Annotated in this window: 15 protein-coding genes; 7 read left to right on the top strand and 8 right to left on the bottom strand. The window is 45.9% G+C overall.

Annotated features, from left to right (window positions below; all coding sequences use genetic code 11):
- Positions 1–26 precede the first annotated feature (26 nt).
- The 5 genes from DLE54_RS11430 (at position 27) to DLE54_RS11450 (ending at position 6,949) form a co-directional block, all read left to right on the top strand.
- Positions 27–1,736, top strand: coding sequence for a formate--tetrahydrofolate ligase (locus tag DLE54_RS11430; RefSeq protein ID WP_110817220.1), 1,710 nt, complete (start codon positions 27–29; stop codon positions 1,734–1,736).
- 553 nt (positions 1,737–2,289) lie between these two features.
- On the top strand, positions 2,290–3,786 hold the full coding sequence (locus DLE54_RS11435) for a cytochrome c (protein ID WP_110817221.1): 1,497 nt from the start codon (positions 2,290–2,292) through the stop codon (positions 3,784–3,786).
- Positions 3,787–3,891: 105 nt separating this feature from the next.
- Positions 3,892–5,490, top strand: a complete 1,599-nt coding sequence (locus DLE54_RS11440; RefSeq protein ID WP_011961568.1) for a flavin monoamine oxidase family protein — start codon at positions 3,892–3,894, stop codon at positions 5,488–5,490.
- Positions 5,491–5,542: 52 nt separating this feature from the next.
- Positions 5,543–6,196 carry a c-type cytochrome gene (locus DLE54_RS11445; RefSeq protein ID WP_227535327.1) on the top strand — a complete coding sequence of 218 codons (654 nt, stop codon included), beginning with the start codon at positions 5,543–5,545 and terminating at the stop codon, positions 6,194–6,196.
- Positions 6,197–6,388: 192 nt separating this feature from the next.
- On the top strand, positions 6,389–6,949 hold the full coding sequence (locus DLE54_RS11450) for a hypothetical protein (RefSeq protein ID WP_110817223.1): 561 nt from the start codon (positions 6,389–6,391) through the stop codon (positions 6,947–6,949).
- A gap of 2 nt (positions 6,950–6,951) precedes the next feature.
- On the opposite strand, the gene DLE54_RS11455 is transcribed toward DLE54_RS11450, so the two are convergent.
- Entirely contained in the window at positions 6,952–8,499 is a 1,548-nt protein-coding gene (locus tag DLE54_RS11455; protein WP_110817224.1) for a YifB family Mg chelatase-like AAA ATPase, read from the bottom strand.
- A 181-nt stretch (positions 8,500–8,680) separates the two neighbouring features.
- Between DLE54_RS11455 and DLE54_RS11460 the strand changes: the two genes are divergently transcribed.
- Positions 8,681–9,592, top strand: coding sequence for a DMT family transporter (locus DLE54_RS11460; protein WP_110817225.1), 912 nt, complete (start codon positions 8,681–8,683; stop codon positions 9,590–9,592).
- A 242-nt stretch (positions 9,593–9,834) separates the two neighbouring features.
- Entirely contained in the window at positions 9,835–11,403 is a 1,569-nt protein-coding gene (gene hemN / locus DLE54_RS11465; RefSeq protein WP_110817226.1) for an oxygen-independent coproporphyrinogen III oxidase, read from the top strand.
- Positions 11,404–11,530: 127 nt separating this feature from the next.
- On the opposite strand, the gene DLE54_RS11470 is transcribed toward hemN, so the two are convergent.
- From DLE54_RS11470 to DLE54_RS11500, 7 genes are all read right to left on the bottom strand, one after another.
- On the bottom strand, positions 11,531–13,192 hold the full coding sequence (locus tag DLE54_RS11470) for an alpha-keto acid decarboxylase family protein (RefSeq protein WP_110817227.1): 1,662 nt from the start codon (positions 13,190–13,192) through the stop codon (positions 11,531–11,533).
- A 241-nt stretch (positions 13,193–13,433) separates the two neighbouring features.
- Positions 13,434–14,804, bottom strand: a complete 1,371-nt coding sequence (locus DLE54_RS11475) for an esterase-like activity of phytase family protein (RefSeq protein ID WP_110817228.1) — start codon at positions 14,802–14,804, stop codon at positions 13,434–13,436.
- A gap of 219 nt (positions 14,805–15,023) precedes the next feature.
- Positions 15,024–15,884: an SPFH domain-containing protein gene (locus DLE54_RS11480; protein ID WP_011961575.1), complete on the bottom strand. Its 861-nt coding sequence runs from the start codon at positions 15,882–15,884 to the stop codon at positions 15,024–15,026.
- A gap of 161 nt (positions 15,885–16,045) precedes the next feature.
- Positions 16,046–16,519, bottom strand: coding sequence for an NfeD family protein (locus DLE54_RS11485; protein ID WP_110817229.1), 474 nt, complete (start codon positions 16,517–16,519; stop codon positions 16,046–16,048).
- Positions 16,520–16,750: 231 nt separating this feature from the next.
- Positions 16,751–17,326 carry an outer membrane beta-barrel protein gene (locus tag DLE54_RS11490; RefSeq protein ID WP_110817230.1) on the bottom strand — a complete coding sequence of 192 codons (576 nt, stop codon included), beginning with the start codon at positions 17,324–17,326 and terminating at the stop codon, positions 16,751–16,753.
- 367 nt (positions 17,327–17,693) lie between these two features.
- Positions 17,694–18,275: a porin family protein gene (locus DLE54_RS11495; protein ID WP_011961578.1), complete on the bottom strand. Its 582-nt coding sequence runs from the start codon at positions 18,273–18,275 to the stop codon at positions 17,694–17,696.
- Positions 18,276–18,717: 442 nt separating this feature from the next.
- Positions 18,718–19,296, bottom strand: a complete 579-nt coding sequence (locus tag DLE54_RS11500; RefSeq protein WP_110817231.1) for an outer membrane beta-barrel protein — start codon at positions 19,294–19,296, stop codon at positions 18,718–18,720.
- Positions 19,297–19,409 lie beyond the last annotated feature (113 nt).

Raw genomic sequence — 19,409 nt, forward strand, 5'->3', positions numbered from 1 at the left:
TGACCCTTTTTATTTGAGGCCTGATTATGACCGTCCCTAGTGATATTACTATTGCTCAAAATGCCACATTAAGACCTATTGTTGATATTGCTAAAAAAATAGGGCTTTCAGCAGATAAGATTGAACCTTATGGCTATTACAAAGCCAAGATTAACCCAAATGATGTGTTTGATATGCCCGCTAAGTCGAGCAATAGCAAACTGGTATTGGTCACCGCCATTAATCCCACCCCAGCCGGTGAAGGTAAGACCACCGTCACCATTGGGCTGGCCGATGCGCTAAACCGTGTACATCATCAAGACCAAAACGGCAAACGTACTGTTGTGGCGCTACGTGAGCCGTCTGTGGGTCCTGTGTTCGGCATTAAAGGCGGCGCAGCAGGGGGCGGCTATGCTCAAGTGTTGCCGATGGAGGATATCAATCTACATTTCACTGGCGACTTGCATGCCATTGGTGCGGCCAACAACTTACTTGCCGCCCTACTCGACAACCATATTTATCAAGGCAACGCGCTCAATATTGACCCAAAGCAAGTAGTGTGGCGCCGAGCGGTGGATATGAATGACCGTCAGCTGCGCAATACGGTCACTGGTCTAGGCAAGCCTGCCGATGGGGTAATGCGCGAAGATGGCTTCGATATCACTGTGGCCTCAGAGGTCATGGCGATTTTTTGTTTGGCCACTGATTTGGCAGATTTAAAGCAGCGCTTGGGCAATATCTTAGTCGCTTATAACCAAGACAAGCAGCCCATTTATGCTAAGGACCTCAAGGCTCATGGTGCCATGGCCGCCTTGTTAAAAGATGCCATTAAGCCAAACTTGGTACAGACCATTGAGGGCACGCCAGCCATCTTACACGGTGGCCCTTTTGCCAATATCGCTCATGGCTGTAACTCGGTCATTGCCACCCGTACTGCCATGCATTTGGCCGATTACACACTCACAGAAGCAGGCTTCGGTGCTGACTTGGGTGCAGAGAAATTTTGTGATATTAAATGCCGACTGGCCGGTCTTACCCCCGATGCAGCCGTGGTGGTCGCGACCATTCGTGCCCTTAAATATAATGGTGGCGCGGCCAAAGATGCACTAAAAAATGAGGACCTAACTGCGCTTGAGCAAGGACTGCCCAATCTAACTAAACACATTGAGAACCTACAAGAAGTATTCGGTCTGCCTGTGGTGGTCGCGATCAACCAATTTGAAAGCGACACGGCTGCTGAAATCGAGATGGTACGCAAAGCCTGTAAACGTCTAAAAGTAGAGGTGGCGTTAACTCAGGTGTGGGAAAAAGGCGGCGCTGGTGGCGAGGATTTGGCCCGCACCTTATTGGCGCTGTTAGAGACACATAACGACCAGCCGCAAACCTTTGGGTTTGCGTATGACAGTAACAAACCTATTGTCAATAAAATACGCACTGTCGCCCAGCGCATTTATGGTGCCAATGATGTGGATATCAGTGTGACAGCGGCAGCGAAGATTAAGCGATTAGAAGCGTTGGGGCTTGATAAAATGCCTATTTGTATCGCCAAGACCCAATACTCGCTCAGCGATGACGCCAAGCTATTAGGGCGACCCACCGGCTTTAACATTCATGTGCGTGATATCAGTGTGTCTAACGGCGCCGGCTTTATTGTGGTCATCTGTGGCCCTATCATGAAGATGCCCGGCCTACCAAAATACCCTTCTGCCGAAAACATTGATGTCGATGAGAAGGGGAACATTACCGGACTGTTTTAACCATAACAGCTCCTGTTTATGCCTCCTCTTTGTGAAACCTATGAGCAGCTCTTTGGTCTTTACCAATGTGCTGCTTTTTAGTGATACAACCTAGTTTGCCTCGATTCTAGGTGCAGATTTATCAGGCCTATTTTTAGCGCATGATAGGCTAAATCAGCTGATATCACTCGCTTAGTGTATATTCTCTAAAGCGACTTCGTTTAGGAATTGTTAACTAAATGGGCCATGTGTTTACAACTCTGTTAAATTTCAGTAAGGTCATAACTAGACCACCCTTAAGCCTTTCTCAAGGCAGCTTAAAAGCAAGGATGATAGGGACGATGAAGGATCAACAACAAGCAGTACACATGGTGCTGTGATTTTCTGCCCTCCTTAACTGCTTCGTTTAATTCAAATCCTCTCCTTTTATCCGCTTGCTGTCAACCGTTGTTTTTTATCGACACTAAGGGATGGGTGTATGTCTTATTTTTAAGCCAATTTGACCCTTATTGTTATGTTGTCGCCCTTATCCACCCCTTAAGCCAGCACTATTTGCTAGCCCAATGAGGAAGTTATGAAGCCTATTGCCCCCCTATTTGCCCGCTCGCCTGTCCGCTCTGTCGTCGTCAGCTTACGCCGCATCCCTGCGCTGCCTGCAGCTAACCCGACCGTATTGGCCACATTATTGGGCGCTTCGCTCAGCCTGCCTATGAGCGTTGCCCATGCCGCTCCTGAGGTTATGCCCTCATACAATGCCAGTCAAAGCGAGCAGGTCAATCGCGGCGCTTATGTGGCGCGTCAAGCCGACTGTATGGGCTGTCATAAAGAGGACTACTCAGGCGGCGTGGCAGTCGAGGCACCGATGGGCACCATTTATGCCACCAACATTACCCCTTCAATAAAATATGGTATCGGCAACTACACCGAGCAAGATTTCAAAAACGCCTTAACCAAAGGTAAAACCCCGACCCACCGTCTATACCCAGCCATGCCTTATCCTGATTATAACGCCATGAGCGACGAGGATATCTCAGCTTTATTTGCCTACTTTAAGACGGTCCCTGCCGTAGATGAAGCGCCTGAGCATAAGACCCAATTGCCTTTCCCCTTTAATATTCGCACCGTGATGCTCGGCTGGAATATCGTCAATATGCCAAAATGGCAAGCCCGTGATGGCCTAAATGACACCCAAAAATACGGTCAATATTTGGTCGATAATCTCGCCCACTGCGGCACGTGTCATACACCGCGCAATACCACCTTCGGTTATGACATGAACAACTACCTAAGCGGCGCTATGCTGGGCAATTGGCATGCACCCAACATCACACCTGATGCCAGCAGTGGTATCGGTAACTGGAGTGAGGCGGACATTGTCACCTATTTGCGTCAAGGCAAAATCCATCAAAAAGCGGTGGCTTCAGGCCCCATGAATGAAGTGGTGTATAACAGCACCCGCTATCTTAGTGACAAGGATTTAAGCGCCATTGCCAGCTACCTAAAAGCGGTACCTGCCATTACCACCGAAGACACCGTGCAACCAGTTAATAGCGCAGCCTTACCGAGTGAACATAGCCCCACCATGACTTTTGATCTGTTGGCGCAGATGGATTATCTCAAGCAAGCCAAGGCTCAAGCCCAATCACCCGGTGAGTCTTTGTATCTCAATCAATGTGCAAGCTGTCACGGGGTCAATGGTTATGGCCAGCCTGATGCTGGTTATGCCCCTATCGTTGGTATCTCAAGTCTCAGACGGGACAATCCTGCACCTGTCATTAATGTGGTGGCGCACGGTATTCAACAAGTGCCCAATACCCGTCCTAGAATGCCAGGCTTTAAAGACGAGCTGAGCGCAGAAGAAATGGCGCAAGTGGTCAACTATGTTCGTACTACCTTTGGCGGTCTATCCAATAGTGACGTATCTGCTGATGATATTAATGGGCATTTGAACCGAGGTGACAGCGCCCCTTTTTTGATTAAAAATGCCGGCTGGCTTGCTGTATTAGGCATTATCGCTGGTCTGATTGTATTGGTTTTATTGATTCGCTGGCTGTTTCGTCGCCGTGCTTAAAAATGAATAAAAACTGACTCAAAGCATATTTAAGAAAAACACATATAAAATGGCCAAAATCGTTTTGGCAAAAACCATATGGCCAAAAGTAATAAGGATAAGACCATGCTAGACAACCTAAAATCGCCCACACGCCGGCAGCTGCTCACCATGATAGGCAAAACAGCCGGTGGTGCAGCCATGTATCAAGCCATGACTACCTTAGGCTTTGCTTCTGAATCTAGCTTTAAAAAAGAGCTTGAACTTACTGGGGCGCCAGCAGGGGCCAGTATTATAGTCTTAGGGGCAGGACTTGCCGGCTTGACTGCCGCTTATGAGCTAAGAAAGGCGGGCTATAAAGTCACCGTTTTGGAGTATCAAAATCGAGGTGGCGGCCGCAGTATTACCTTAAGGGGCGGCGATAGATATACCGAGCTTGGTGGTGAGGAGGTCACTTGCGATTTTGAAGAGGGCAACTACTTTAACCCAGGTCCTTGGCGCTTGCCCAGCCACCACTATGCGGTGTTTCATTACTGCAAAAAGTTTGGGGTTGAGATGCAGCCATTTATTCAACAAAACAGCCGTGCCTACTTACATCGCACTCAACACTTTAACGGGGCACCGCAGCGACTTGGTGATGTGCAACATGACATCCAAGGCCATGTCTCTGAGCTGTTATCAAAGGCGGTCAATGTCGGTAGCCTAGACCGTCAAGTGACAGGCGAGGACAAAGAAAAGCTGTTAGAAGCCTTAAAGGGCTGGGGCGCACTCGACAAAGACTATAGGTATAAAAAGAGCCTTGAAACCAGTAAACAGCGGGGTTTTTCGGTGTATCCAGGTGGCGGATTAATGCCCAATGAGCAAGCCTCTACCCCGCTACCTTTAGATGATATTTTGCAATCAGGGGTATGGGGCGATATTTATGCCAACCACACCAACTATATGCACAGCCCTACGATGTTTCAGCCGGTGGGTGGGATGGGCAAAATCGGTGATGCTTTTACCCGTGAATGCCAAGATATGATTACGCTCAATGCCAAAGTCACCGAGATTCGCCAAGATGATTCTGGTGTTACCGTCTCTTATGTCGATAGTAATAATGAAGCCGGTCCGGTTAAAACAGCACGCGCTGACTGGTGTGTTTGTACCATCCCCTTATCAATATTGAGCCAGTTGCCCATTAACGTCTCAAAGCCAATGCGCGATGCCATAGCAGCTGTGCCTTATGAGACGTCATTTAAAGTGGGTCTGGAATTTAAACGCCGCTTTTGGGAGGAAGACGAATGGATTTATGGCGGCGTAACCTATACGGATATGCCGATTAAACAAATCTCTTATCCATCACAAGACATGTTCAAATCAGGCAGTGGCGTATTGCTAGGTGGCTATGGGTATGGCCCCACCTCTTACAAATTTAACTCTTTAGCGCCCCAAGAGCGTATTGAAGCGGCCTTAGCTTACGGCAAACACATTCATCCTCAGTATCTAAAAGAGTTTCGCTCAGGGACATCTATGGTCTGGCATCGTATGCCTTGGACCCTAGGCTGCTACGGTATATGGACCAAAGAGACCCGTGATCAGCATTACAAAACGCTGTGTAGCATTGATAACCGTATCGTATTGGCCGGAGAGCACTGCTCGCATATTCCTGCCTGGCAAGAGGGCGCCATTTTATCGGGCCTAGATTCCGCCAATCGCTTACACCAACGTGCCAAAGCAGTCTAACCCATGACTGTTCTTATTTGTCATGGATTACACAATAAAGAGGCTCTTTAATATGAAACACCTAACCTATCCCTCATTGCCTAATATGGGCATGCTAATTATGACCTCAGCCTTAGCGGTATTAACAGGCTGCTCGTCACAGTCTGATAAACAGGCCACCACCTTAGCCCAGACCACAGATAGCTTTAGCCAAACGGCTGTCTCCCCTGAAGTTGACCCGTATGCCAGCCGCAATGACGGGGCTTGGGGCGGCGTATATATGAGCGAAGCTGAGCTGACTGACTCTAATCGCCATATCGTAGATGTGAATGCTGTGCCACCCTTTGATAAGGACCCAAGCTTAGAGAAGTGGAATGAGAAGTTCGGCTTTGAGCATGCTTATACCACCACAGATGGCAAAAAGCTGTATCACGACTCTTGTGCTGCCTGTCATATGCATAAAGGTGAAGGCGCCCACGGTGCCGGTTACTATCCACCGCTGGCCAACAACAGTAAGATGCAGTCTAAGTACTATGTACTAGATATCTTGATTAATGGATTTAGAGGTATGCCCTCATTCCGAGGTATGCTAAATGATGAGCAGATGGCGGCGGTAACCCAGTATATTGCTCAAGATTTAAATGGCTTTGACGTCAAAGTGACGGCAGAAGATGCCGCACAGCTGCGTCCTGCTGATCCGCCCACGTATGATCCCTCGGATGAATAAGCGCTGTTATTACAATTACAAATAATAGGTAACTTATAACATCGCCTTATCCACCCCGATAGCTAAGCGCCTCACTTAGATGAGGCGTTTTTATAATAACCTTTGTCGTATAATAAAAAATAAATTAAATTTAATGAACCCAATTAATGAAGCTGGGATTAATGAATAGCGCATAAATGCAAAGGATTGATTATGAAAATCTCACTTAGCAAAGCCATTATCGGAGTAGCATTGTCGTCACTGGTTATGGGCTGTCAAACTACATCAGTCACTTATAGCACTAAACCTGTAATCGGCTCCGATACAAGCGCTGTAGAAAAAACAATTATTAATAAAGACAATACTAACCCCCTGCCCGCTGCTGCTTCCTCCCCTTTATTACTTTATTATTTTACCCCCACACTTTTGATGCAGCGCATATATCCCGTAGTTACAGGTCGCTATGTGGTGCAAGACAATTGCTTGAAATTTGAGCAGATTTATAATAATAAGACCCGTCTTTTAACCCCTCTGTTTGATCCTACTTACAAGGTCTCTTTGCTACAGAATGAGCAAGCTCTTATCTTAGATGGTACACAGGTGAAATTCGGAGAGACTGTAAAGACTGGCGGTTCGGTTAAAGAAGAGTATCTGTTTTATCACCTACAGTTTGATAACCCACAAGGTGGGGTATCTGAGTCTGTGCGTAATCCAGAAGACCACGTTTGTCTCACAGAGCCGGGAATCTTTATGAGAAGTAAACTAATAGATTGACTCTAGCCGCCACGATAGCTAAGCGCCTCACTTAAATGAGGCGTTTTTATATCTGTACTGTTTGCCAAATCTGCTATGGTTCGTGCCACTCGCAATAATCGGTGGTAGCCACGGGCGGATAAATTCAGTTTGCTTTGTGCCATCGCTAACAGCTGTTTTTCACTGTCACCCAACGTAATATGCTCGTCCATTTCGCTTGGGGTTAACTCACAATTGGGTTTGTTTTGCCGCTCCTGTTGACGTTTATAAGCACGAGTTACCCGTGTTCGAACCGTCTGTGAGGCCTCACCTGGCTGACTATTCTGAAGGTCACTAATCGGTAAAGCGGGTACACTAACCTGCAAATCTATTCTATCTAGTAGAGGACCAGAAATTTTATCCTGATAACGCTGAATTTGTTCAGGTCGACAATGGCAACGATTAGAAGGGTCACCATGATAACCACAAGGACAAGGGTTCATCGCCGCTACCAATTGAAAATTAGCCGGAAAAGTTGCTTGTTGATTGGCCCGGCTAATGATGATTTGCTTTGATTCTAAGGGCTGACGCAATACCTCTAACACTTTTCGATCAAACTCTGGCATCTCATCTAAGAATAAAACGCCTTTATTGGCCAGTGTAATCTCGCCAGGCTTAGGGCGTGAGCCGCCCCCGACCAAGGCCACCGCCGAAATAGTATGGTGAATTTCGCGAAAGGGGCGAGTGCCATAATGATACTCAGTATTGGCCACAGAATAAGTGCTGGCGACCTCCAGCGCTTCTTCTTCACTTAAGTCTGGCAATATGGTCGGCAATCGAGCTGCCATCAAGGTCTTACCTGAGCCAGGAGGGCCACTAAATAACAATGAATGACCGCCAGCAGCTGCAATCTCCAGTGCCCGTCTGGCATGATGTTGACCTTTTACATCAGCCAAATCCACCTTATAAGCCACTTTCTGCTTAGCCTCTTGCGACACTACGGCTGTCAGTAACCCCTGTTCGCTGCTTGCTGGGTGGGCGCCTAACGGATTGTTTTCTGCCTGCAAATGCTCGCACACTTGTTTTAAGCTCTTGACGGCATAAACCTGCATACCACTTATCCGGCTTGCTTCAATGGCATTACCTGCCGGAACCATCAGCTTGCGCGCCCTATCATCTGATTTTGCCGCCATGGCTTCGCTTTTTATGGCTCGTGCTACTGCAAGCGCACCTGATATTTCGCGCAGCTCTCCACTTAATGCCAGCTCACCAATAAACTCATAAGACTCTAACCACTCAGGCTCAAGCTGACCACTGGCCGCTAAGATACCCATAGCAATGGGCAAATCCAATCGTGCCCCTTCTTTGGGCAAGTCCGCAGGGGCCAAGTTGATGGTCAATCGCCGATTGGGAAATTGAAAATCCGAGTTAATCAATGCCGAGCGGACCCTATCTTTACTCTCACGCACTGCCGCTTCAGGAAGCCCCACTATGGTGAGCGCAGGCAAGCCTTGCGATAAATGTACCTCAACCCTAACTTTAGGGGCATGTAGCCCGACGACCGAGCGGGTATGGACTTGAGCAAAAGACATGATAAGCCTTATATAAATAATAATTATTAAATTTGTTTCATTCATAATAAATTATTTATTAACAGTTAGCAAAGCTGCAAACACATTAATTTATGTCGGCCTTAGCCGCATCCTATCAACGACAGTAATGGTGTTAGAATAAGGGCTTAGATCCTCAAGGTAAGTTTAGGAGCAGGCGGCAGTGAACAAGAATATTAAAGTGGCTATTGGTTGCTTGATTGCTGGCGGCGCTCTGCTTGGCTTATCTACTAATCTGGCCAAATACGCTGGTACAGTAGGGCTCACTCCGCTGGCGTTTGTATTTTGGTCCATTAGTGGGGCCGCTTTTATCTTATTGGTTATCTCTTTGCTGCGCCGTCAGCCGCCCCCTTTAACTCGGCGTAGTCTTGAGTATTATGCTGTGGCTGCCTTAGTCAGTGTTGCCGGCTCTAACTTGATATTTTTCTCAGCCATTCCCCAAGTAGGGGCAAGTTTTGTGGCGCTCATCATCTCACTGCCGCCTTTACTGACTTATTTGGGCGCACTCTTGTTAAAGATGGAGCGCTTTAGTCCAATGCGGGCTGCAGGGGTAGCCGCAGCATTAAGCGGTGCTGGGGTACTGGCTGCTAATAAGCTTGGTGCGCCTAATGCCAGTGTGTTTTGGATTATCGTGGCCTTGTGTGGCCCAGTGCTGCTTGCCATAGGTAATTTGTATCGCACCTTGCGCTGGCCCACAGGCGCCTCACCCAGTGCCCTTGCGCCTGGGATGCTAATAGCAGCAGCGATACAATTGGGTATGCTGGGGTTATTGCCCCACTTTTCACTCACTTTACCTCGCGAGGATCCACTGGCTTTGATAGTATCAATGGGGCTAATTGTACTGCAGTCCTTTGTTTTTGCCGGACAGTTTCAAGTGCTGTTTTTATTACAAAAAGCCGGCGGGCCGGTGCTGCTAAGCTTGCTGGGTTCAACCGCTGCACTGTTTGCGGTTCCTATTGCCATATTTTTTCAAGCAGAAGCGCCGCCTGAGGGACTGCTATGGGGTGCAGGACTTATTGCCCTCGGGGTCACTTTGGTGACGTTAGGTGGCCTAAAAAACAAGCAGGCGCTCTAAAAATTCAACCTTAACAGCCTTAGGCTCTTGGTCTTGCCTTATTTATGCTTAAAAGTGCTCATAACTTGTCGCTCCTATTCCTATATTGCTATTACCTGGCTATTGACTAAGCCCCCCTACACGATAGAGGTATAGAAAACCGGGCAGATTACAGCTACCTTAGTATAATTTGTTATAATTGATTCGATTTTAACCCTCTCCTCATAGCTCCTGTTTATCGGCTCTCCGATAAGGCCAATCTTATGATTCATTCTGCCATTTTTACAGACCAAGCCAGTCTTCCCCCATCTACTGAGCGTCCGGATTTTTCTCCTAGCAATCCTTATGCCAAAAAACAGTTTGATGCAGCGACCTCTGAGATGCCGCAGTTAGAATATGATCAGGCGTTAATTCATAAATATAATCGTTCAGGGCCACGCTATACCTCATACCCTACTGCGCTTGAGTTTAAGCCCATTGAGGCCGGCGTTGAATTAGAGGTTTTGACCCGCCGCGACCCCAATGCGCCCCTATCGCTTTATTTTCACATTCCCTTTTGTCGCCATCTTTGCTACTACTGTGCTTGCAATAAGATCATCACCAAAAAGAACAGCGATGCCGGTGACTACCTAGCATATCTAAAAAATGAAGTAAAACAAAAGCGTGCCTTATTACAACGTCCTGACTCAGGTGGTAAGCCTTATGTCAAGCAGCTGCATTTGGGTGGGGGTACACCGACTTTCTTTAGTGATGAGGAACTGACTGAGCTTTGGCAGTTTTTGCAGACCCAGTTTGAATTTGCGCCCACCTCAGTTGAGCAAGTGAGCGATGAGCACCCAGAAATGGGAGACTATTCTGTAGAGATTGACCCTCGAGAGATTAGAGATACCACGTTGAGCGTGTTACGTAGTTTGGGCTTTAACCGAGTCAGCTTCGGGGTGCAGGACTTGGATGACAAGGTTCAAATTGCGGTGAACCGAGTGCAATCTGAAGCGCTTATCCGTAGTGTGATGCAAGAGACCCGCCGCTTAGGCTTTCAGTCGACCAATATTGACTTAATCTATGGGCTGCCGCATCAAACGCCGCAGACGTTCGCTAAGACGGTACAGACCATTATTGATATCTCGCCTGATAGATTGTCCATCTTTAACTATGCGCACCTGCCCGATCGCTTTAAGTCGCAGCGTCAGATTAAAGAGGAGGATTTACCGACACCAGCCGAGAAGCTTGAGATGTTCAGTAATACCATAGCCGCGTTGAATACAGCTGGCTACCAGTACATCGGTATCGATCACTTTGCGAAGCCTGATGACAGCATGGCCATCGCTCAGCGTGATGGTATTTTGCACCGCAACTTCCAAGGCTATACCATCTTAGGTGACTGCGACTTATTGGGCTTTGGTGTCTCCTCTATCAGTCAAATTAACAGCACCTTGTATGCCAATAAAGGCAATACCTCTACTCATATTCTACAAAACCACACAGATTTAAAAGCGTATGAGGCCATGGTAGATGCCGGCAAACTGCCGGCGGTACGCCATATCAAAACCAGCATACAAGACCGTCTGCGTGGTTATGTGATTTCCAATCTGTTGTGCCATGATTACATTGATTTTAAAGACTTAAATCAAAAATTTGGGATAGATGCCATCACATTTTTTATTGATGAAATTCAGCAGCTCGGTGAGATGCAGCAAGACCGACTTATAGATATGGATGCTGCCGGTATCCGTATTTTGCCAAAGGGACGCCTGCTTGCCCGCAACGTGGCCATGGTATTTGATAGCTATTTGGCAAGTAAAGAAAAAAACCGCTTCTCTAAAGTGATTTAGTGCTCTAAAAGAGTCGTCATTGCACCAAAACTCCTAAATAAAGCGGCCAATATAACCCCCTGTTATTGACCTAAAAAAACCGACACCACGTTAGATGGTATCGGTTTTTTTGGTTAAAGCGGTGGTTTTATTTTAAAGATGCCGCCACATCTTGTAATAACGGCGGTATGTCCATCATGCCGGTAATTACTTCAATAAATACCATCTTATCTTTGGCTTTGTCCGCTTGAGACAGCGCTGATTTTAGCTCAGCTGGGGTCGCAGCTTTTAGGGTTAAGCAGTTGTGTTGATTGGCACCAAAAGCTTGAGGCATCACCTGCCAATCACACACAGGAATGTCATTATAAAGCTCCTCTTCGCCGTGAATGGCACGCTCTACGGTGTAGCCTGCATTATTGATTAATAAAATAACTGGGTTTAGCTGCTCACGAATCATGACCGCCAAATCTTGAATGGTCAATAGCGCTGAGCCATCGCCGATAAGCAGCACACTACGCTTGTTAGGTGATGCTATACCGGCCCCCAAGCTGGCAGGTAATGTATAGCCGATAGAGCCCCACAGCGGCTGACCATAGAAGGTTACCCCTTCAGGCAGACGCACTTCGCTCATGCCAAAATAGGCGGTACCTTGCTCAGCAAACACCAAGTTATTGCCATCCAAACAGTCGGCCACAATATGCCATAAGTCTTTTTGCAGTAGTGGCTCATCATCACCGCCTTGCTGCTGATGCACATCAACTGGCGCAATAAGTGGCTTGGCGACCACCTCAATGCCTGATGTTAATACCTCATGCAGTGCTTGTAGCGCATCCTTCATGGCGATGGGAGCAAAGGTCTTATCGGCTACTGTGGCACGCTCTTGATGAATATCGACCACTTTTGAGGTATCAATCTTTTGAGTAAAGCCGGAGGTGGTGGTGTCGGTATAATTAACACCCAATTTAATCAAACACTCCGCATTTTCAATGGCATCTTTTACTGTAGGCTGCGAGGGCTCACCCACATAAACCCCCGCCCAACGATCACTGTGCTCATCGAGTAAGGTCTTACCCCAAGATAAAGTGGCATAGGGGATTTGAGTGTCGGCTATCAGTGCTTTTAGCTGAGATTGTAGGCCCAGGCGGTGTACCATTAAGTCTGCAATTAAGGTGGTGGCTTTGCCTTCGATATAGCAGCTCAGCTCTTTTTTGAAGTCAGCCAAAGCCTCTTGACTGGTGATGTCCTCTTCACTGTCTTTTAGCTGAGTGGTGGGACGATAAATAGGCAGCTTGGCCACATCAGGTGACAGTAATAAATAACCAGGGCGCTGCTTTTTTAGTACCATGCGAATTACCCTATCAATCTCGGAGGCGGCGTTTTCGGCCGTAATCTCAGCTCGGGCCACGCTGACAGGCTCCACCATTTTAATAAAGTGGTTAAACACCCCATCACCTAAGCTGTGATGTAGGCGGCGCTTGCCATCTCTTAACTGAGTATTGGGTGCGCCCACAATATGCAGCACCGGCACATACTCGGCGTATGAGCCAGCAGTGGCATTAATAGCAGACAGCTCACCTACCCCAAAGGTGGTGACCATGGCCGAAAATCGGCGTTCGCGCGCATAGCCATCAGCAGCATAACCGGCGTTTAATTCATTGGTATTGCCTACCCAGCGCAGTTTATTTGAAGCAATAATATTGTCTAAAAAGGCTAAGTTGTAATCGCCTGGCACCCCGAAGATTTCGGTGGCACCCGCTTCAGCTACTCGGTCAAATAGATAATCAGCAATGGTATAGATGGGCTGTGACATAGCATACTCTCTAATTTTAGTTAGGTTTGATTGTTATCACTTAAGTTAAAGAGGGTCATGGGGCACGGCTTATGGTTTAAAATTCCTTTTAATGACCGCCCCTCCTTTTAAGCCGCTTATTTTAGTAAGCGATTCATTTTATCAGTTAACCATTCTATTTGGTGATACCTATTCAAAAAATAAGTAATATGTTATATGAAGTCACAGCTGTGTAAAAATCAGCTCATCTAATACTATCCGGTCATACGCTTGGGGTGACCACGTACAGCCGGTTAGCATCTATTACCCTCTTCTCGGCATCAAGATACTTATGCTCAATCCCTTTGTCTGAATCATTGATGGCAAAGTCATCGTCATTTAATAGCCCCAAAGAACCATCTTGACGCAGCCAAATGCCCTCAAGCTTGTCATGCGGATAATCAATGGCTTTGAGCACATCTACTGCCAATGTTTTTTTGACCGGATAAATACCCAGCTTCTCCAGTAGCTGCCAATTAGCCTCATCTTCTGCAATCAGTTGCTCAAGGGTTAAGCCATCAATTAACAGTCCAAGCTGCTCATCTTGAGTCAGTGTGACAGCCAAGTCTGACTTTGCTGCCATATCAGTTAAATGCTCAAAGTCATTGATGTTGGTGGCACAGGCTAAGTCAATTTTGTAAATCAGCTTTTTGGCAGTCGGCTGTTGCCAAGGAAACTGACGATCATGCTCAGCGACATAAAATTGCTGCTCATTAATAGCGGCAAGTGCTGAGTTAACATGATTGACCGCATCCAGTCGATACAGGTATTGCGCAAGCTGCCCTGTTACTAGATTTATCGTTAATAGTCGGGTCAACGCAGATTGCCTGCCCTGCTTATCGGGGTTGTCCATTGAGGACTCCATAAGCCCCACCAGCGTGCTTTGGTCTGGGGTAATGGTCAATGACTCCATACCACGGTTGGTGCGACGCTTGGCCAACTCTGCCGGTAATAACAAGGGTGTATCTCCAGCCATAACAGTATTGCGGTTATCTGCACCAAACGGATTAATCCGCTCAATCTCAACCCCCTGTGCATCATAATGTACCAAATGCGGACCATACTCATCGCTTATCCAAAAGCTGCCATCATTCAATGCCGCCAGCCCTTCGGGATCCAAACCGTTAAGATCGGTTTTTACTGGATTGCTCTGAGGATCATAAGGCCTACTAGGGTCCTTCGTCATCGGCTCACCATGAACATCATAAGGTATCTCATTGGTACCACCAAAAGCCTTAGGGTTAGGCAGTCCACTTATGGGCTGCCCTGCTTTATCTTTTAATACAATCTCTTTAACTTTGATAATCTGACCCTCAGGTTCGACCTGAAATAAGCCGATTTTTGGGCTATAGCTTGGCACCAAAAACTGCTTGCCCTCGCCCAGACTGCCTTTAAAGTCTGAATTGGGACCTCGGTCTGTCAAGGCGTAAAACTGATTGGCATTGGTGGGATGAGCGGCCGCATCCGACCCAAATCCGCCACCACGAATCTCAAGTGGGGTGCCCGGATAAGCGGCATTGTCATGAACGGTATCCAAGATATCATAAGGCAATGGTGTACCTTGAGTGATGGGATGTAAGTCAGTATTTGACATAGCTCACCTTCTTTTAGCTTAGTATGCTTTTAGCTTAATATAAATATAGGAGGATTAGGCAACTTGGCAAGACACAACACAGCCCCCTTGCCGCTTAGACACCGCTTATTACTTTTGCCGCACATACACAGCTCGCGTCAAGTAACTGGCAAGTAAATGGGTTGTGCTAAGCGCAAGCGTATCGGAGCTTAGGCTTAATGGGTACAATAAAGCCGCACCTTAAGGTTGAAACTTATTGCCCACCATGCCTTTTACAGTACTTAAGATATCGGCAGGCAATACCACCGTTTTGGCATTGTCCGACTCGGCCAGCTCACGCATGGCCTTGATATACTGCTCACCCAATAGATACACCACAGGCATCTCCTCTTTGCCCATCGCTTGACTGATTAAGCGAATAGATTCCTCTGACCCTTTGGCCAGTACCACTTGAGCTTCTGCATCACGGCGTGAGGCTTCAAGACGGCCATCAGCCTCTAAGATAGCCGCTTGTTTTTGACCATCGGCACGCGTTACGGTAGCACGGCGTTGACGCTCTGCGGCAGCCTGCTCTTCCATAGCGGTTTGCATCGTGTCTGATGGGTTAATATCTTGAATTTCAACTGTTTTTAGAGTAATACCCCAATCGGCGATATCCTCTGAGATGGCATGCTTAAGCAAGGCTTTAATCTGATCACGGCTTGATAAGGCACTGTCTAAATCCATCTCACCTATGATAGAGCGCAGTGAGGTTTGTACTAAGTTACGGATACCATGCTCATAATCTTCAATACCATAGACCGCTTTTTCGGGCTGTACGATGCTGATATAAGCCACGGCGTTGGCAATAATTACCACGTTATCGCGGGTAATCACCTCTTGTGAAGGGATGTCTAACACGATGTCTTTGGTGGTGAGCTTATAAGCCACATCATCCACATAAGGAATAATTAAGTTTAAACCCGGCTCTAAGGTTTGATGATACTTACCTAGGCGCTGCACAATCCACTTATACCCTTGCGGCACAATTCTGACGCCTTTAAAGATGGTAAACACCACCAAGGCCACCAAGACAATCATCACGATACTCAAACTGTTCATATGCCACACTCCTGCTGTTTATATTTATAACTATTGATTTTTATTATTTATCACTGATAACGACCATGGCTGATCTAGACTAATGTTAGGTTAATAATAGTTAGATTAACAATAAATGGGGCAAATAGCGCTTTGCTGATGCTCTGTCAGCGCCGTTACCGTTAATGTGCTATAGGTACCGAGCCAGGTAGAGGCGCCACAACCAGCTCATTACCCATAATATCCACCACAACCACGCGTTGACCCACCTCTAGCGGTTCATCACGGCTGCGACATTGCCATTCAGCAGCGCCCACGATAGGTACACTAAAGCGCACCGTACCGGTTTGGTTGTCAGAGGGCGCTCTAATAATCATCCCTTTTTCACCGATGATAATGCTGCCACCCAGACCGGCTTTGGTACGATCGACCGATAAAGGCTTGATATATTTAAACCAAATAAATACCATCAGCACAGACAGTATTAACCACAATACAATCTGAATCACTACAGGTACCGGAAAAAGCCAGCTTACCAAGGCAACAATAAGGGCTGCTACCCCAAACCATAAGGCTGCAAATGTGGTTAGAAACATCTCTAAGATAATTAATATCCCACCAAGAACCAACCAATGCCAAGGCTCTATCTGCCACATAACCGTATCCTTAATTTAAATATTATGTTTATTATTAATTATTAGCACGCCCCTTATACTATCACTTTTAGCGGCGGTTAGTAGCGCGGATGTTTTCAGGTTTTGTGGCCGTCAGTCTTAATTTGCCAACTGCCATTTGCACAAAAAAAACGACCGCCGGAGCGATCGTTTTTTTAGTTGTCTGCGTCATTGATTTAAATTTGCTAGACAGTGTAATGGCATTCGGCGTGATTAGAACTTAAAGTTAGCACCTAAAGTAACCCCTTCAGATCTTAGATCACCTAGGCCAGCTACTTTATCTACTTTTGGATACCATTCATAAGCCAACTCAACGGCAGCATTCGGTGCTAGGTTATAACCAAAGCCTAGACCACCACCAATACCCACATCAGAGCTTGAGGTCTTGCCGCCAACCAGTTTGTCTTCTACTTTGATTTTGTTTTTTGCAACACCAACACGGCCTTTGGCGTATAACTCTGTATTTGGGAAAGCATGGTCATAAGTGGCATATAGACCATAGTTTTCTGCTTTATATTCTTTACGGTCAGTATCTGTTTTAATTAAATCATTTTTTTCGGTGGTGAGGTACTCAGCTTCAACCCCAATACCTTGGTTAGATTTCACACCAGTATATACACCGTATGAAAATGCTTTGTCTTTGGCATCATCTAAATCAAACTGGCCAACTTTGGCACCGATATAAGGCTGTGCAGTCATACCATTGCCATAGTTCACGGCAGCTTGTGCACCCACAGTCATTAATGAGCCAGCAGCTAAAGCAAGTAGAGTTTTTTGTAAAGTTTTCATGGTCTTCTCCTTTGAGGTTATCATTTCTGTGATTGGGATGAGCCCTCTAAAGCCATGATTTGTCATTGATGGCTTCATTGATGGCTTAACGGCCTATCCCTTTCGCTATGATTAAATAGTAACAAAATATTTCGAAATGATTGTAGTGCTTTGGGGCCTTCATTGTTACCAATTGCAAGCAAACATTTCTATAAAAAACAAACAGTTATTAGATAAATTGATAATAGAAAATCTCATCACATTTAACACATAAAAAAGCGACCGCCGCAGCGATCGCTTGTTTGTGGTGTCTTGTCTTATTAGCGCTAAGTACTGACTTTAGCGATAAGCACTAACGCCTTTGTCGCTACTTAGAACTTAAATCACCTTAGAACTTAAAGTTAGCTCCTAAAGTAACACCTGAAGCATCTAGGTTACCTTTATCAGCCACGTTATCTACCTTTGGATACCAGTCATAAGCCACTTCTACCGCAGCATTAGGAGCAAGGTTATAACCTAGACCTAGACCACCGGCGATACCTGTATCTGATTTTTTACCATCATATCTATTGTAAGCTAATGATTTAGAGTCGATGTCTACTTTGTTTTTAGCCACACCTAAACGACCTTTGGCATACATTTGCGAGCCTGGGAAGGTATAGTCATAAGTACCATATAGACCATACACATCAGCGCTATATTCAGACTTATTGGCACCACGTGTGAAGTCTTCATCATTAGTGGTCATATATTCAGCTTCGACACCGAAGTTTGGGGTGAATTTAGCACCACCATAGATGCCATACGACATGGCTTCGTTGTCTGCTTTGTCTAGATCATACTGACCAATTTTTGCACCGATATAAGGCTGTGCAGTCATACCATTGCCATAGTTCACGGCAGCTTGTGCACCCATAGTCATTAATGAGCCAGCAGCTAAAGCAAGTAGAGTTTTTTGTAATGTTTTCATGATTTTCTCCTAGTATTGTTTTCGATCAAAGAAAGGGTTAAAGCATTTAAATCAAATACCTATATCTAAAATCTAAATCAAACACCTATAACCGTGTCTGTTTAAATCCCTTCTTTTTATCTATATCTATATAGTAACAAAATATTTCGAAAACTGTGTCGATGCTTGGTAGTGCAGATGTTAACTTTTGCTACCAAATCTATCCACTAGAAACATAGCCTTAGCCATGTCAAACATATAGTCCCAAACACATAGTCTCAAACACATAGTCTCAAACACATAGCTTTAGATACTTTCAAGCACTCATAGCTACTATATTTGATAAGCAAAGATTAACAGTCGCTGTGAGTAAGATAAGCCATAAAAAAAGCGACCACCGAGGTGATCGCTTTTTTGTTGGCCAGATCGGCCAAACTATTTAGGTATTTTCAAGCAAGTTAGATTAGAACTTGAAGTTAGCACCTAAAGTGATACCAGAAGCATCTAGGTCGCCTTTGCTACCTACATTTTCAACTTTTGGATACCAATCGTAAGCCAACTCTACTGCTGCATTAGGAGCGATGTTGTAACCTAGACCTAGACCACCTGCAATACCAGTGTCAGAATGCTTGCCGTTATAGCTTGCAAATTGGCCAGCAGCGTTTTTAGCATCTACGTCTACTTTGTTTTTAGCAACGCCTAAACGGCCTTTAGCGTACATTTGTGAGCCTGGGAAAGTGTAGTCGTAAGTACCGTATAGGCCATATACGTCAGCACTGTATTCAGAACCAGGAGCAAAGTCTTCATCACTGGTGGTTAGGTATTCAGCTTCAATACCGAAGTTTGGTGTGAATTTAGCACCACCATAAACGCCATATGATAATGCTTCATCGTCTGCATCATCAAGGTCGTATTGACCAATTTTAGCACCGATGTAAGGCTGAGCGGTCATGCCGTTACCATAAGTAATCGCTGCTTGTGCGCCAGCAGTCATTAATGAACCAGCAACCAATGCTAATAAAGTTTTTTGTAATGTTTTCATAGTATTCTCCAATTAAAAGTATAGCGATTCGCATCAGTATAAGAAAATTATTCTAAACACGTCGCTGTATCGATGAGCCTATAGTAACAAGATATGTCCGATTTTTATGTCGC

The organism is Psychrobacter sp. YP14, assembly GCF_003209315.1.
GTDB classification, from domain to species: domain Bacteria; phylum Pseudomonadota; class Gammaproteobacteria; order Pseudomonadales; family Moraxellaceae; genus Psychrobacter; species Psychrobacter raelei.